Source organism: Streptomyces sp. NPDC050703 (genome assembly GCF_040654435.1).
Taxonomy (GTDB): domain Bacteria; phylum Actinomycetota; class Actinomycetes; order Streptomycetales; family Streptomycetaceae; genus Streptomyces.
On the sequence record NZ_JBFAHX010000003.1, the window covers coordinates 217,257 to 233,184 of the forward strand.

Here is a 15,928-nt window from a genome sequence, read left to right on the forward strand (position 1 = left end):
CCGGGCCCGCCCGACACGCGGCAGGAAGGCTCAGCGGTGAACATCTCGCGCAGCGACCAGGCGGCACCGGCGGCGGCCCCCGTCGTGGCGCAGCAGCCGGAGGTCGCGGGCGCCGCGACGGCCACGGAGGCCCCCGCGGCTCCGGGCTCAGGGCTCCGGGCCCGCCTCGCTCCCGTCGGGCTCGTCCTCGCGGGCGGTATCTCGGTGCAGTTCGGTGGGGCGGTGGCCGTCAGCGTGATGCCGCGGGCCGGGGCGCTCGGCATCGTGACGCTGCGGCTCGCCTTCGCCGCGCTCGTGCTGCTCGTCGTGTGCCGGCCGAGGCTGCGCGGGCACTCGCGCGCCGACTGGGGCACGGTCGTGGCGTTCGGGGTGGCCATGGCCGGGATGAACGGCCTGTTCTACCAGTCGGTGGCCCGCATCCCCATGGGCCCCGCCGTCACCCTTGAGGTCCTCGGTCCGCTCGCGCTCTCCGTCATCGCCTCGCGCCGCGCGGTCAACCTGATCTGGGCGGGGCTCGCGCTGTGCGGCGTGTTCCTGCTGGGCGGCGGGGGCGGTTTCGACGGCCTCGACCCGGCGGGCGTCGCCTACGCGCTCGGCGCGGGCGCGATGTGGGCGGCGTACATCGTCTTCAGCGCCCGTACGGGACGGCGTTTCCCGCAGGCCGACGGGCTCGCCCTGGCCATGGTCGTCGCCGCCGTGCTGTTCCTGCCGCTCGGCCTCGTGGAGTCGGGGTCGCGGCTCGTGCAGCCCGGCACGCTGGCGCTCGGCGCGGTGGTCGCCGTGATGTCCTCGGTGCTCCCCTACACCCTCGAACTCCTCGCCCTGCGCCGCCTGCCCGCCCACACCTTCGCGGTCCTGATGAGCCTGGAACCGGCCCTCGCCTCGCTCGCCGGCTTCCTCGTCCTCAGCCAGGCGCTCTCCGCCGCGGAGGCCCTGGCGATCGCCCTGGTCATCGCGGCGAGCATGGGCGCGGTGCGGACGCAGGTGGGGCGAGGGCGGAGTCGCGAGGGCGCGAAGCGGGGCGCGGACCGGTAGCGGGCCGCGGGCCGATCGAGGGACCGCCCCGGCCGCCGCCATCCGGACCGACCCATCGCCCGGACCGGCCCCGCTGCCCGGGCCGACCGCGCTGCCCGGGTCGGCCGGACTCGCCGTCTGGATCGGTCCGGATGGCGGAGCCGGCCCGGACACCGGTGCCGGCTCGGGTTCCGTTTCCCCGGCCGGTCGGCCGGCCTTGCCGCCGTAACGAGCCCTTGGTGCCCGGCGCGGAAATTCATGCAAGCACGCTTGCTTGTTTCTGTGTCCGCTGCCATGCTCCCTGGCACACCGCCGTGCCCCGAGGGGAGCGTTCCGTGGCCGATGCCCTGACCGTGCTCGACGATCTGCGTGCGGAGAGCGAGGAACTCGACCGCCTGGTGGCGGGGTTGAGCGAGGAGCGCTGGGCGCTCGCGACGCCCTCGCCCGGCTGGACCGTCGCCCACCAGATCGCACACCTCACCTGGACCGACCGGGTGGCCCTGCTCGCCGCCACCGACCCGGCGGCCTTCGCCACCGAGGCCGCGAAGGCGGCGGCGGCCCCGGACTCGTTCGTGGACGAGGGCGCCGCGGAGAGCGCGGGACTGCCGCCCGCCGAACTGCTCGACCGCTGGCGGACCGGCCGCGAAGCGCTCGGCCAGGCCCTGCGCGCGGTCCCCGGGGGCACCCGGCTGCCCTGGTACGGGCCGCCCATGGCCGTGCCCACCATGGCGACCGCACGGCTCATGGAGACCTGGGCGCACGGCCAGGACGTGGCGGACGCGCTCGGCGTGCGGCGCGTCCCGACGGACCGGCTGCGGCACGTGGCGCGGCTCGGCATCAGGTCGCGGGACTTCGCCTACGCGGTACGGGGACTGACCCCGCCCGGCGAGGAGTTCCGGGTCGAGCTGACCTCGCCGGTGACCGGGGAGCCGTGGACGTACGGCCCCGAGGACGCGGCCCAGCGCGTGAGCGGCCCCGCGCTCGACTTCTGCCTCCTGGTGACCCGGCGCGCCCACCGCGCCGACCTGGCGGTGCGCGCCGAGGGCGCCGACGCGGAGCGGTGGCTCGACATCGCCCAGGCGTTCGCGGGGCCGCCGGGAAAGGGGCGGGCCGCGAAAGGCGGCGGCCCGCGGTGACCCGGCCGCCCCTGCGGATCGGCAACGCCTCCGGCTTCTACGGCGACCGCTTCGACGCCATGCGGGAGATGCTGACCGGCGGCGGCCTGGACGTCCTGACCGGGGACTACCTCGCCGAGCTGACCATGCTCATCCTCGGCCGCGACCGCCTGAAGGACCCCGGCCGCGGCTACGCAAGGACGTTCCCGCGGCAACTGGAGGAGTGCCTGGGCACCGCCCACGAGCGCGGGGTGCGGATCGTCGCCAACGCGGGCGGCCTGAACCCCGCGGGACTCGCGGACGCCGTCAGGGACCTCGCGGCACGGCTCGGCGTCCCCGTCAGGGTCGCGCACGTCGAGGGCGACGACCTCGGCGACCGCTTCCCCAGCGCCCTCACCGCCCACGCCTACCTCGGCGGCGCCGGCATCGCGGCCTGCCTGGAGGCCGGGGCCGACGTGGTCGTGACGGGGCGGGTGACCGACGCCGCCCTGGTCACAGGACCGGCCGCCGCACACTTCGGCTGGGGCCCCGACGCGTACGACCGCCTCGCAGGGGCGGTCGTCGCCGGGCACGTCCTGGAGTGCGGGACACAGGCCACCGGCGGCAACTACGCGTTCTTCGCCGAGCACGACCCGGCCTCGCTGCTCCGCCCCGGCTTCCCCCTCGCCGAGATCCACGAGGACGGCTCGGCAGTCGTCACCAAACACCCCGGCACCGGCGGCTTCGTCGACATCGGCACGGTCACCGCGCAGCTCCTCTACGAGACGGCCGGCGCACGGTACGCGGGCCCCGACGTCACCGCCAGGCTCGACACGGCCGTCCTCACGCGGGAGGGCCCCGACCGGGTGCGGATCTCGGGCGTACGCGGCGAGGCACCGCCGCCCACCCTCAAGGTCGGCCTCAACCGGCTCGGCGGCTTCCGCAACGAGGTCGTCTTCGTCCTCACGGGCCCGGACACCGAGGCCAAGGCCGCGCTGGTCCGCGCCCAGCTCGAAGACGCCCTGGACCGCGCCGGCCCCCGCCCCTCCGACGTCCGCTGGGAGCTGGCACGCACCGACCGCGCCGACGCGGCCACCCAGGAGACCGCGAGCGCCCTGCTGCGCCTGGTGGTGCGCGACGCCGACGCGGACACCGTGGGCCGGGCGCTGAGCGGCGCCGCGGTCGAACTGGCCCTCGGCAGCTACCCGGGCTTCCACGTGACGGCCCCGCCCGGCGAGGGCGCCCCCTACGGCGTCTTCGAAGCGGCGTACGTGGACCGGGACACCGTCGCGCACGTGGCGGTACTGCCCGACGGGCGGCGGGCCCCCGTGGCCGCCGGCGCCGACACCCTCGTACCGCGGGACCTGCCCGACCCCCCACCGCCCGATCCGCTGCCCCCCGGACCCACCCGCCGCGCCCCCCTCGCCCGCGTCGCAGGCGCCCGCAGCGGCGACAAGGGCGGCGACGCGAACATCGGCGTCTGGGCACGGAGCGACGACGCATGGCGGTGGCTCGCCCACGAGCTGACCGCCGACCGGCTGCGCGAACTGCTCCCGGAAACCGCCCCCCTGCCCGTCACCCGCCACGTCCTGCCCAACCTGCGCGCCCTGAACTTCGTCGTCGAGGGGCTGCTCGGCGACGGCGTCGCGTCCCGCGCCCGCTTCGACCCGCAGGCCAAGGGGATCGGTGAGTGGCTGCGCGCCCGCCACCTGGACATACCGGAGGTACTGCTGTGAGCCCGAGGGCCCGCGAGAACCCGCACGCGCCCGGCGCGCCGGAGGTGCGGCCATGACCGTCATCGCCTCCGCGCTCGACCCGGCGGACGCCGAGTACGCCGAGCACCGCGCCGCCATGCTGGAGAAGCTGGCCGTGCTCGACGCCGAGCAGGCCAAGGCCCTTGAGGGCGGCGGCGAGAAGTACGTCCAGCGCCATCGGAAGCGCGGCAAGCTCCTCGCCCGCGAGCGCATCGAACTGCTCCTCGACCCCGACACGCCGTTCCTTGAGCTGTCGCCGCTGGCCGCCTGGGGCAGCGACTACCCGGTGGGCGCGTCCATGGTCACCGGCATCGGTGTCGTCGAGGGCGTCGAGTGCCTGATCACCGCCAACGACCCGACGGTCAGGGGCGGCGCCTCCAACCCGTGGACGCTGAAGAAGGCGTTCCGCGCCCACGAGATCGGGTACGCCAACCGGCTGCCCTCGATCCACCTGGTGGAGTCCGGAGGCGCGGACCTCCCCTCCCAGAAGGAGATCTTCATCCCGGGGGGCGCCCTCTTCAAACACCTCACGCGGTCGTCGGCGGCCGGTGTCCCCACCATCGCCGTCGTCTTCGGCAACTCCACGGCGGGCGGCGCCTACGTGCCCGGCATGAGCGACCACGTGATCATGGTGAAGGAGCGCGCCAAGGTCTTCCTCGGCGGGCCGCCGCTGGTCAAGATGGCGACCGGCGAGGAGAGCGACGACGAGTCGCTCGGCGGCGCCGAGATGCACGCCCGCACCTCCGGCCTCGCCGACCACCTGGCCGAGGACGAGCACGACGCGCTGCGCAGGACCCGCCGGATCGTGGCCCGCCTCAACTGGCGCAAGGCGTACGCCGACCCGGACCCGCGCACCGTCGCGCCGCCCGCGTACGACGAGGACGAGCTGCTCGGCATCGTGCCCGACGACCTGAAGAAGCCCTTCGACCCGCGCGAGGTCGTCGCCCGGATCGTGGACGGCTCCGACTTCGACGAGTTCAAGCCGCTGTACGGCACGAGCCTCGTCACCGGCTGGGCGGCGCTGCACGGCTACCCCGTCGGCATCCTCGCCAACGCGCGGGGGGTGCTGTTCAGCGCGGAGTCGCAGAAGGCCGCCCAGTTCATCCAGCTCGCCGACCAGCGCGACATCCCGCTGCTCTTCCTGCACAACACCACCGGCTACATGGTCGGCAAGGAGTACGAACAGGGCGGCATCATCAAGCACGGCGCCATGATGATCAACGCCGTCGCCAACTCGAAGGTCCCGCACCTCTCCGTCCTCATGGGCGCCTCCTACGGCGCCGGGCACTACGGCATGTGCGGGCGCGCCTACGACCCCCGGTTCCTCTTCGCCTGGCCCAGCGCCAAGTCGGCCGTCATGGGCCCGCAGCAGCTCGCGGGCGTCCTGTCCATCGTCGCCCGGCAGTCGGCGGCGGCGAAGGGGCAGCCCTACGACGACGAGGCCGACGCCGCGCTGCGGGAGATGGTGGAGCGGCAGATCGAGGCCGAGTCGCTGCCGATGTTCCTCTCCGGGCGGCTCTACGACGACGGGGTCATCGACCCGCGGGACACCCGCACCGTGCTCGGACTGTGCCTGTCCGCGATCCACACCGCCCCCTTCGAGGGCGCGCGCGGCGGCTTCGGCGTCTTCCGGATGTGAGGCAGTGACGATGATCAGTACCGTCCTCGTGGCCAACCGCGGCGAGATCGCCTGCCGCGTCTTCCGCACCTGCCGTGACCTCGGCATCACCACGGTCGCCGTGTACTCCGACGCCGACGCGGACGCCCTGCACGTCCGCGAGGCCGACTCGGCGGTACGGCTGCCGGGGTCGGCGCCCGCGGAGACGTACCTCCGCGGCGACCTCGTCGTGAAGGCCGCGCAGGCCGCGGGCGCCGACGCCGTCCACCCCGGCTACGGCTTCCTCTCCGAGAACGCCGGCTTCGCCCGCGCGGTCCTCGACGCGGGCCTGACCTGGATCGGTCCGCCGCCCGACGCGATCGAGGCGATGGCGTCGAAGACCCGCGCCAAGGAACTCCTCGGCATCGAACCCCTCACCGAGGTCACCGAGGCCGACCTGCCCGTCCTGGTGAAGGCGGCGGCCGGCGGCGGCGGACGCGGCATGCGCGTCGTACGCGACCTGGCCGGCCTGGCGGCGGAGCTGACGGCGGCCCGCGCGGAGGCGGCGAGCGCCTTCGGGGACGGCGAGGTGTTCGTCGAGCCGTTCATCGAGGGCGGGCGCCACGTGGAGGTGCAGATCATGGCCGACGCCCACGGCACGGTGTGGGCGCTCGGCACCCGCGACTGCTCGCTCCAGCGCAGGCACCAGAAGGTCATCGAGGAGTCGCCCGCGCCGGGCCTCGCGCCCGGACTCGTCGCCGAGCTGCACGAACGGGCCGTGCGGGCGGCGCGCGTGACCGGCTACCGGGGCGCGGGCACCGTGGAGTTCCTCGTCGCGGGAGGCCGCGCGCACTTCCTGGAGATGAACACCCGCCTCCAGGTCGAACACCCCGTCACCGAGGCCGTGTTCGGCATCGACCTCGTCACGCTCCAGATACAGGTCGCCGAAGGCACCGCCCTCGCCGCCGAACCGCCGCCCGCGCGCGGCCACGCCGTCGAGGCCCGCCTCTACGCCGAGGACCCGGCGGCGGGCTGGGCCCCGCAGACCGGCACCCTGCACCGCGTCGACGTGCCGGGCGTCCGCCTGGACACCGGGTACGCGGACGGCGACACGATCGGCGTGCACTACGACCCGATGCTCGCCAAGGCCGTCGCCCACGCGCCCACCCGCGCACAGGCCGTACGCCGGCTCGCGGGCGCCCTGGAGCGGGCCGCGCTTCACGGCCCCGTCACCAACCGCGACCTGCTCGTACGGTCCCTGCGGCACCCGGAGTTCACCGGCGCGCGCATGGACACCGGCTTCTACGACCGGCACGCGGCGGAGCTCACGGAGCCCGCGAACGACCCGCACGCCGCGCTGGCCGCCTCGCTCGCCGACGCGCACGGCCGCTCCCGGTTCGGCGGCTGGCGCAACCTCCGCTCGCAGCCCCACCTCAAGCGCTGGCGCCGCGAACCTGACGGCACCGAGCACGAGGTGCGCTACGACCACACCCGCGAGGGACCGCGCGCCGACGGGGTGCGCGTGCTCGACGTCAGCGCCACCCGGGTCGTGCTCGAAGCCGACGGCGTCCGCGGGACGTACACGATCGCGCGCTACGGGGGCACGCCCGGCCGGGTGTACGTCACGTCGCCGCGCGGCCACACCGTCCTCACCCCGCTGCCCCTGCTCCCCGAACCCGCCGCGCGCCGCGCACCGGGCTCCCTGCTCGCCCCCATGCCGGGCACCGTCGTCCGCGTGGCCGAAGGGCTCACCGAGGGCGCTGCGGTCACCGCCGGCCAGCCCCTCGTCTGGCTGGAGGCCATGAAGATGGAGCACCGCGTCACCGCTCCCGCCTCCGGCACGCTCACCGCCCTGCACGCCGAAACCGGCCGCCAGGTCGAGGTCGGCGCGCTGCTCGCCGTCGTCCGGGCCGCCGCCCAGGAGGAAGAGTCCGTATGAGCGCCGCTCGCAGCACCGTCCTCGAAACCGAAGAGCACCGCGCCCTGCGCGCCGCCGTCGCGGCCCTCGGCAAGCGGTACGGCCGCGACTACCTGACCCGCCTCACGCAGGAGGGCGGCCACCCCGACGAGCTGTGGCGGGACGCGGCCGGGCTCGGCTACCTCGGCGTCAACCTGCCCGAGGAGTACGGCGGCGGAGGCGGCGGCATCGCCGAACTCTCCATCGTGCTGGAAGAACTGGGCGCGGCGGGCTGCCCGCTCCTCATGATGGTCGTCTCGCCCGCGATCTGCGGCACCGTCATCGCCCGGTTCGGCACCGACGAGCAGAAGCGGGCGTGGCTGCCCGGCCTCGCCGACGGCTCGCTGACCATGGCCTTCGGCATCACCGAACCCGACGCGGGCTCCAACTCCCACCGCATCACCACCACGGCCCGCCGCGACCCCGACACCGGCGACTGGCTTCTGACAGGACGCAAGGTCTTCGTCTCCGGCGTCGACATCGCCGACGCCACGCTCATCGTCGGCCGCACGTCGGACACCGCGACCGGCAGCCTCAAGCCGTGCCTGTTCATCGTCCCGCGCGACACACCCGGCTTCCGGCGCCACCGGATTCCCATGGAAGTACAGGCCGCGGAGAAGCAGTTCGAGCTGGTCATCGACGACGTCCGGCTGCCGCCCGAGGCCCTCGTCGGCGGGGGCCCCTCCCACGCGTTCGGCAGCGGGGGAGAGGACGCGGGCCTCCTCCAGCTCTTCGCGGGCCTCAACCCCGAGCGGATCATGACGGCCGCGTTCTCCCTCGGCATGGCCCGCTTCGCCCTGGAGCGCGCCACCGCGTACGCGAAGGAGCGCACCGTCTGGAAGGCCCCCATCGGCGCCCACCAGGCCATCGCGCACCCGCTGGCCCAGTCCCACATCGAGATCGAACTGGCCCGCCTGATGATGCAGAAGGCCGCCCGCCTCTACGACGACGGCGACGACATGGCCGCGGGCGAGGCCGCCAACATGGCCAAGCTCGCCGCCGGCGACGCCTGCGTGAGGGCCGTCGACCGGGCCGTGCACACCCTCGGCGGCAACGGCCTCACCAAGGAGTTCGGCCTCGCCTCGCTGATCGTGGCGTCCCGGGTGGCACGCATCGCCCCGGTCAGCAGGGAGATGATCCTCAACTTCGTCTCGCACCGGACGCTGGGCCTGCCGAAGTCGTACTGACGGCGCCGCACCGGAGAGGAACCCGACATGACCCTGGTCGTCTCGTCACCGGCGCGCGGTGTCGTCACCGTCACCCTGGACGCCCCCGAACGCCGCAACGCGCTCTCGGCCGACCTGGTGGGCGCCCTCTCCGAGGCGCTCGGCGACCTCGGCGGGGACCCCGCGGTCCGCGCCGTCCTGCTCACCCACACCGGTACGGCGTTCTGCGCGGGCGCGGACTTGAAGGCACCCCCCGACCCGCACGACTTCGTACGGCTCCTGCGGCAGGTCGTCGAGCTGCCCAAGCCGGTGATCGCCCGCGTGGACGGCCACGTGCGGGCGGGCGGGCTCGGGCTGCTCGGCGCGTGCGACATGGCGGTGGCGGGCCCCGGCGCGTCCTTCGCGCTCACGGAGGTCCACATCGGCGTCGCCCCCGCCGTGATCTCCCTGACGCTGCTGCCCCGCCTCGACCCGAGCGCGGCGTCCCGCTACTGCCTCACCGGGGAGCGCTTCGACGGGGCGGAGGCGGCGCGGATCGGCCTCGTCACCGCCTGCGCCCGGGACGTCGACGCCGCGCTCGGACCGCTGCTCGACGGGGTGCGGCGGGCCGCGCCGGGTGCCCTGGCCGAGACGAAGAAGCTGCTCACGGCTAGGGTGCTCGACGCATTCGACGACCAGTCGGACGCTGTCGTCGCCCTGTCAGCGCGGCTCTTCGGCTCCGCCGAGGCGAGCGAGGGGATGGCGGCGTTCCTCGAACGACGGGAGTGCCCATGGGTGCTGTGACCGCCGCTGACCGCTCGCCCAAGCAGGACCGCAGCCGCGCGACGCGGCAGCGGCTCCTGGAGGCCGCCGTGGCGTGCCTCGCCGAACGCGGCTGGGCGGGCTCCACGGTCTCGGTGGTCGCCGAGCGGGCCGGTGTCTCACGGGGCGCGGCACAGCACCACTTCCCGACCCGCGAGGACCTCTTCACCGCCGCCGTCGAGTACGTGGCCGAACAGCGCTCCACGGCCCTGCGCGCCCTGCCCGCCCAGGACAGGGCCTCGGTCGTCGCGGCCCTGGTGGACCTCTACACCGGTCCGCTCTTCCGCGCGGCACTCCACCTCTGGGTGGCCGCATCCGACGAGCCGCAGCTCGGGGGCCGCGTCACGGAGCTGGAGGCCCGCGTGGGCCGCGAGACGCACCGCATCGCGGTGGAACTCCTCGGCGCGGACGAGTCGGTCCCCGGCGTCCGCGAGACGATCCAGGGACTCCTGGACATGGCCCGGGGCCTCGGCCTCGCGAACCTGCTGACGGACGACGGGGCGCGCCGGGCCCGGGTGGTGGACCAGTGGACGCGGCTGGTGGAGCGGGCGCTGCGCTGACGTCCCCCGCACACCGGGGGGCGGGCACGGGCCCGGCCCTCCGGCGTGCGACGACGCGACCCGGCAGAGGGGACCTCAGCCCGCGATGTCCCCGTACCCCTCGATCTCCCGGGGGTCGCGCGAGCCGGGACCGATGTACTTGGCGGAGGGCCGCACAAGGCGCCCCGTCCGCTTCTGCTCAAGGATGTGCGCCGACCATCCGGCGGTCCTGGCGCAGGTGAACATCGACGTGAACATGTGCGCAGGCACCTCGGCGAAGTCGAGGACGATCGCCGCCCAGAACTCCACGTTCGTGGCGAGCACCCGGTCGGGCCGACGCGCGTGCAGCTCGTCGAGCGCCGCCTTCTCCAGCGCCTCGGCGACCTCGAAGCGAGGAGCGCCCAGCTCACGCGCCGTACGGCGCAGCACCCGCGCCCGCGGGTCCTCGGCCCGGTACACCCGGTGCCCGAAGCCCATCAGCCGCTCACCCTTGTCCAGGGCCCGCTTCACGTACGCCACCGCGTCCCCGGTGCGCTCGATCTCCTCGATCATGCCGAGCACCCGGGAGGGCGCGCCGCCGTGCAGCGGCCCCGACATGGCGCCGACGGCCCCGGAGAGCGCCGCCGCCACGTCCGCGCCGGTGGAGGCGATGACGCGGGCGGTGAACGTGGAGGCGTTCATGCCGTGCTCGGCGGCCGAGGTCCAGTAGGCGTCGACGGCCTTGACGTGCTTGGGGTCGGGCTCGCCGCGCCAGCGCTTCATGAACCGCTCGACGACCGTCTCGGCCTTGTCGATCTCCCGCTGCGGCACCATCGGAAGGCCCTGGCCGCGGGCCGACTGGGCCACGTACGACAGGGCCATGACGGCGGCGCGGGCGAGGTCGTCGCGGGCCTGCCGCTCGTCGATGTCCAGGAGCGGGCGCAGACCCCACACGGGGGCGAGCATCGCGAGCGCGGACTGCACGTCGACGCGGATGTCCCCGGAGTGGACCGGGATCGGGAACGGCTCGGCGGGCGGCAGACCGGGGTTGAAGGCGCCGTCGACGAGCAGGCCCCACACGTTTCCGAAGGAGACGTGGCCGACCAGGTCCTCGATGTCGACACCGCGGTAGCGCAGCGCGCCACCCTCCTTGTCCGGTTCGGCGATCTCCGTCTCGAACGCGACGACTCCTTCAAGTCCGGGTACGAAGTCGGACATCAGGCGGCTCCTCATGGTGGGTTCGACGTGATGGTGTTCGCGTGAGGCAAGGCGATCAGCTCATGACCATCGGTCAAGACAGGCGATGACGGCCCGGTTACGCGGTCCGACGCGCCCGCGTGCAGGCGCGTTCCTCGACTCGCGGTCCGGAACGTTCACCCCGGTGATGCCCAGTGAAGCTGGTGGTCACCCAACCGGTTCGGCAGCAGGACGATATCCCTTGGTGCCACCTTTGGCGATGAGATGCGGCACTCAGTGCCACACGTCACCCCTCCGTTCACCTCTCCGTGACCGCCGCGCCCGCCGGGCGTCCAACGGCATACGGCAGGATGGCGGTGTGACCGACTCCAGCGCCTCTTTCCCCGAACCCCTGCCCGAGCCGGCCGGCATGCGCGAGCAGTACGTCACCGAAGGGCTCGCCGAGACGGAGCTGCCGGCCGACCCCATGGACCAGTTCGCCCTCTGGTTCAAGGAGGCGGCCCGCGAGAAGGACCTCGTGCACGAGCCGAACGCCATGGTGGTCTCCACCGCCGACACCGAGGGCAGGCCGAGCTCCCGCACGGTCCTCCTGAAGGCCTTCGACGAGCGGGGCTTCGTCTTCTTCACCAACTACGCCTCCCGCAAGGCCCGCGAGCTGACGGCGAATCCGCACGTCTCGCTGCTCTTCCCCTGGCACCCCATGGCCCGCCAGGTCATCGTCACCGGCACGGCCACGCGCGTGGGCCGCGAGGAGACGGTCGCCTACTTCCGCACCCGCCCGCACGGCTCCCAGCTCGGCGCCTGGGCCAGCGCGCAGTCCTCCGTCCTCGTCTCCCGCGAGGAACTGGACCGCGCCTACGCCGACCTGGCGGCCCGCTATCCCGAGGGCGAACAGGTCCCCGCTCCCCCGAACTGGGGAGGCTTCCGCGTGTCTCCGCGGACGGTGGAGTTCTGGCAGGGCCGCACCAACCGCCTCCACGACCGCCTGCGGTACGCCCGCGAGGCGGGAACCGAAGCGTGGCGAGTGGACCGCCTGAGCCCGTAACCCCAGACACCCGCGCCTCGCTCAAGCCCGTCCGGCAGCGATCAAGCCTGTCCGGCGATTGAGGACGAGTGGGCCGAAGGCCACGAAGGGGCGGCGCCCACAGCGCGGGCGAGCCGGGACTAACCGGTCAGGACCCCGTCCAGAAACGGCTCGATCGCCGCGCGCCAGGCGTCCGGCTGGTCGTAGTGGACCAGGTGCCCCGCGTCCGCGACCTCCGCGTACTCCCCGCGGGGCAGCACGCGGACCATCTCCTGGGACTCGGCGCGGCCCAGGTCGCCGTAGAGCCCCCGGACGACGAGCGTGGGGCAGCGGACCTGGATCAGCTCCTCCCAGTGCGCGTCGTGCACCCACGTCTCGCGGGACCGCAGCATCTGGGCGGGGTCGAAGACGGGCCGCCAGCCGTCGGGGCCCTCGGCCATCACCTCGGCGAAGAACTCCCCGCGCGCCGGGTTGGGGCGCTCGACCCAGGGATCGTCCTCGCCGAACCACTTGCGGACGTCGGCGAGCGTGGCGAAGGGAACGGGCCAGGACGCGAACCAGCCCTCCCACTCCCGCTGCGAGGCTGCGCCCAGCGCGGAGGCCCGCATGTCGCAGATGACCAGGCCCCTGACGAGGTCGGGGCGGCGCGCGGCGAGCTGCCAGGCGGTGAGGGCGCCCATGGAGTGGCCGATGAGCACGGCGGGCGCGAGGCCGAGCTGCTCAAGGGCGGCCTCGGCGTCCGCCACGTACGCCTCGCGGGTGTACGGGCCCTCAGGGGGCTTCTCGCTGCGGCCGTGGCCCCGCTGGTCGAGGGCGACCGCGCGGTACCGCTCGGAGAGCCAGCGGGCGGTGTCCGCCCAGTGCGCGGCGCGGCCCATCAGGCCGTGCAGCAACAGCACGCCACCCGGTGACCGCTCGGCCTCCCTGAGCTTGGGAGGGTCGGCGAACTCCCAGGCGGCGAGCCGGACGCCATCCGCGCCCCTCACGTCGATGCGCCGCACCATGATTCCTGGCACCCCCCTGGATTCTGTCGGGATCCCTGCCTGGCCCTGCTCCACGCCCCCGCACGCTATCGAACTCCTCTTCGAAAGCGAGCGGATGGCCGATAACACCCCTCGTTCGGGTGACCACGCTCAAGGGTTGACCGGCGCCGCCGAGGGGAGATCTTCCTCAGGGGACGGGCCGCTCGGGGAAACCGGCCCGAAGGGAATGACCCTGAGAGCTCGGGGCTCCGGGTCAGCACAGGGGAGGACAGGCCCCGGCGCCGCAGGGCGCCGGGGCCCTCATCGTGTGCGCCCGGCGACCACCGCGCGCTCCAGCACCCGTCCGCGCGTCCTTGCCGCTCGGGACGCCGACGCGTCTGCCCGGCATGCGGACGCTCGCGCTCGACACGCGGACCTCCGCGCTCACCAGACGGGCACATCCTCCTGCCCCCTCTCCGGCCGGGCGGCCAGACCTGGCACCGACGCGGTCAAGAGCCCTCAGGTCATATGCCTCTCGCGACAGCCTGGCACGCGAAACGCGCGTCCGCTGCAATTCCGCACACTGAATCTTCGACTCCGCGAGATTTCACCGGCCCGCACACCGCCGTCAACTTTCTCTCCGGCAAGGAAAGTTGACTCCGGCCTTCCGCCGGGACGCGCGCCTCAGCGCTTGGCGACGAAGACGTGCGAAGCGACCTCCGACGACAGCTCCGCGGCCTCACCGCTGCTGCCCACGAGCACCCCGCCCGCCGACTCCGTCACGCTCACCACGGAGCCGGGCTGCACACCGGCCCGCCGCAGCGTGTACATCAGCTGGGCGTCCGTCTGGATCGGCTCGCCGATGCGGCGCACGACGACCGTCTTGCCCTCGGCGCCCGGGTCGAGCTCCGTCAGCGAGACCATGCCCTCGTCGAGGAACGGGTCCGCGCCGTCCTTCTCGCCCAGCTCCTCAAGGCCCGGGATCGGGTTCCCGTACGGAGACTCGGTCGGGTGGCGCAGGAGCTCCAGGACGCGGCGCTCCACCGCCTCGCTCATCACGTGCTCCCAGCGGCACGCCTCGGCGTGCACCTGCTCCCATTCGAGCCCGATCACATCGACGAGCAGGCACTCCGCCAGGCGGTGCTTGCGCATCACGCGGGTGGCGAGGCGGCGGCCCTCCTCGGTGAGCTCCAGGTGCCGGTCGCTGGCGACCGCCACCAGCCCGTCGCGCTCCATGCGCGCCACGGTCTGGCTCACCGTCGGCCCGCTCTGGTCCAGCCGCTCGGCGATCCGGGCGCGCATGGGGACCACACCTTCCTCCTCCAGTTCGAGGATGGTGCGCAAATACATCTCAGTGGTGTCAATCAGCCCCGACATGGGTGCCCCTCAGAATCGCTCGTGCGCTGGCCCTGCCCTCAATTCTGACGCATACCACTGACAACCGTGCCGCGCCGTCGGAAAACCGGCCCCGTACCGCCCGGCGACCCTGTTGACAGGGCACTGGTCCAGACCGCAACGTGATGCGAATGAGCTCGAAGAGCGAGGGCAAAACGGCCGGCCAGTACTTCGACGCAGCCATCGACCTGCTGCGACGTGTCCGCGACGAGGAGTCCGGGAGCATCGCGGAAGCCGGCACCCTGCTGGCCGACGCGGTCGAGTCCGGCGGGCGCCTCTTCGCCTTCGGCGCGGGGCACTCCTCGCTCGCCGCGCAGGACGTCGTCTACCGCGCGGGCGGGCTCGCCCTCATGAACCTCCTCGCCGTGCCCGGCGCGGTCGGCGTCGACGTCATGCCCGCGACCCTCGGCTCCGCCCTGGAGCGGGTCGACGGCCTGGCGGGAGCCGTCCTGGACTCCAGCCCGGCGAAGCCCGGCGACGTCCTGGTGATCATCTCCCTCTCGGGCCGGAACTCGCTGCCGGTGGAAATGGCGATGAACGCCCGCGCGCTCGGCCTCAAGGTCATCGGCGTGACCTCCGTGGCGTACGCCTCCGAGACCCGGTCGCGCCACGTGTCGGGCACGTTCCTCCTCGACCACTGCGACGTCGTGGTCGACTCCAAGATCGCGGTGGGGGACGCGGAGCTGTCCCTCGACGGGGTCGACGCCCCGTTCGGCTCGGTCTCCAGCGTCGTCACGGGCGCCCTGATGCAGGCCATGACCGCCACCGCTATCGAACGCCTGTCCGAGCGCGGAATCCAGCCACCCCTGCTCCGCTCCGGAAACGTGGACGGCGGCCACGACTGGAACGGCCGCATCTTCCAGCAGTACGCCGACCGAATCTTCTACCGCCACTGACCCCCCCGGCAGCCAACAGGCAACCGCCACGCCCACCCACTCCTCCCGACGCACCGGCACCCGACAGCGGACCGTCACGCCCATCCACTCCCCCCCCCGACGCCCCGGCAGCCGACAGGCGACCGGAGGGGACGTGCCGGTATGTCCGCCCGGAGCACGGCAAGCACGGCTACGCCCCTCGAAGCACCAAGGGGCCACGCAGGCGATAGCGAGGACGGACATACCGGCGCGGCCCCGCCCCAAAGACGAGCAAGGCAGGCCACGACGGCGAGGCGACCCGCGACGGCGAGGCGGCCCGCGACGGCGAGGCGGCCCGCGACGGCGAGGCGGCCCGCGAGGGCGAGGTGCACCGCGGCAGCGAAGCTGATCGCGACGGCGAGGTGCACCGCGGCGGCGGGGCTTATCGCGGCAGCGAGGCTGATCGTGGCGGTGAGGCGCATCGCGGCGGCGGGGCTTATCGCGACGGCGAGGTGCACCGCGGCGGCGGGGCTTATCGCGGCAGCGAGGCTGATCGTGGCGGTGAGGCGCATCGCGGCGGCGGGGCTTATCGCGG

General features: G+C 73.8%; 13 protein-coding genes and 1 pseudogene. 11 read left to right on the forward strand and 3 right to left on the reverse strand.

Features of this window, described 5'->3' with window-relative positions; translation table 11 throughout:
- Positions 1-36: 36 nt before the first annotated feature.
- The 8 genes from AB0I16_RS04250 to AB0I16_RS04285 all read left to right on the forward strand — a co-directional run bounded on the left by AB0I16_RS04250 (position 37) and on the right by AB0I16_RS04285 (position 9,943).
- On the forward strand, positions 37-1,035 hold the full coding sequence (locus tag AB0I16_RS04250) for an EamA family transporter (RefSeq protein WP_363247777.1): 999 nt from the start codon (positions 37-39) through the stop codon (positions 1,033-1,035).
- A gap of 314 nt (positions 1,036-1,349) precedes the next feature.
- Positions 1,350-2,150, forward strand: coding sequence for a TIGR03084 family metal-binding protein (locus AB0I16_RS04255; protein ID WP_363247778.1), 801 nt, complete (start codon positions 1,350-1,352; stop codon positions 2,148-2,150).
- Positions 2,147-3,844 carry an acyclic terpene utilization AtuA family protein gene (locus AB0I16_RS04260; protein WP_363247779.1) on the forward strand — a complete coding sequence of 566 codons (1,698 nt, stop codon included), beginning with the start codon at positions 2,147-2,149 and terminating at the stop codon, positions 3,842-3,844. Before AB0I16_RS04255 ends, AB0I16_RS04260 begins: the two co-directional genes overlap by 4 nt.
- A 52-nt stretch (positions 3,845-3,896) precedes the next feature.
- Positions 3,897-5,501, forward strand: coding sequence for a carboxyl transferase domain-containing protein (locus AB0I16_RS04265; protein ID WP_363247780.1), 1,605 nt, complete (start codon positions 3,897-3,899; stop codon positions 5,499-5,501).
- A 10-nt stretch (positions 5,502-5,511) separates the two neighbouring features.
- On the forward strand, positions 5,512-7,398 hold the full coding sequence (locus AB0I16_RS04270; RefSeq protein WP_363247881.1) for a biotin carboxylase N-terminal domain-containing protein: 1,887 nt from the start codon (positions 5,512-5,514) through the stop codon (positions 7,396-7,398).
- Positions 7,395-8,603, forward strand: coding sequence for an acyl-CoA dehydrogenase family protein (locus AB0I16_RS04275; RefSeq protein WP_363247781.1), 1,209 nt, complete (start codon positions 7,395-7,397; stop codon positions 8,601-8,603). The genes AB0I16_RS04270 and AB0I16_RS04275 overlap by 4 nt, the downstream gene beginning before the upstream one ends.
- Positions 8,604-8,630: 27 nt before the next feature.
- A complete protein-coding gene (locus tag AB0I16_RS04280; protein ID WP_363247783.1) occupies positions 8,631-9,365 on the forward strand; it encodes an enoyl-CoA hydratase family protein in 735 nt (244 codons plus the stop codon).
- Positions 9,353-9,943, forward strand: a complete 591-nt coding sequence (locus AB0I16_RS04285; RefSeq protein ID WP_363247785.1) for a TetR/AcrR family transcriptional regulator — start codon at positions 9,353-9,355, stop codon at positions 9,941-9,943. The genes AB0I16_RS04280 and AB0I16_RS04285 overlap by 13 nt, the downstream gene beginning before the upstream one ends.
- Positions 9,944-10,018: 75 nt before the next feature.
- On the opposite strand, the gene AB0I16_RS04290 is transcribed toward AB0I16_RS04285, so the two are convergent.
- Positions 10,019-11,119 carry a citrate synthase 2 gene (locus AB0I16_RS04290; protein ID WP_363247786.1) on the reverse strand — a complete coding sequence of 367 codons (1,101 nt, stop codon included), beginning with the start codon at positions 11,117-11,119 and terminating at the stop codon, positions 10,019-10,021.
- A 337-nt stretch (positions 11,120-11,456) separates the two neighbouring features.
- On the opposite strand from AB0I16_RS04290, the gene pdxH reads away from it, so the two are divergent.
- Entirely contained in the window at positions 11,457-12,143 is a 687-nt protein-coding gene (pdxH, locus tag AB0I16_RS04295; RefSeq protein WP_363247787.1) for a pyridoxamine 5'-phosphate oxidase, read from the forward strand.
- 119 nt (positions 12,144-12,262) lie between these two features.
- Here pdxH and AB0I16_RS04300 read toward each other — a convergent pair whose 3' ends face one another.
- Positions 12,263-13,126, reverse strand: a complete 864-nt coding sequence (locus tag AB0I16_RS04300; RefSeq protein WP_363247882.1) for an alpha/beta hydrolase — start codon at positions 13,124-13,126, stop codon at positions 12,263-12,265.
- A 642-nt stretch (positions 13,127-13,768) separates the two neighbouring features.
- Positions 13,769-14,461 (reverse strand): metal-dependent transcriptional regulator, encoded by a 693-nt coding sequence (locus AB0I16_RS04305; RefSeq protein ID WP_062776393.1) that lies wholly within the window; start codon positions 14,459-14,461, stop codon positions 13,769-13,771.
- A 149-nt stretch (positions 14,462-14,610) separates the two neighbouring features.
- On the opposite strand from AB0I16_RS04305, the gene AB0I16_RS04310 reads away from it, so the two are divergent.
- Entirely contained in the window at positions 14,611-15,375 is a 765-nt protein-coding gene (locus AB0I16_RS04310; RefSeq protein WP_363247788.1) for an SIS domain-containing protein, read from the forward strand.
- A gap of 344 nt (positions 15,376-15,719) precedes the next feature.
- Positions 15,720-15,928: pseudogene (locus tag AB0I16_RS04315) on the forward strand (hypothetical protein); the annotation flags it as partial.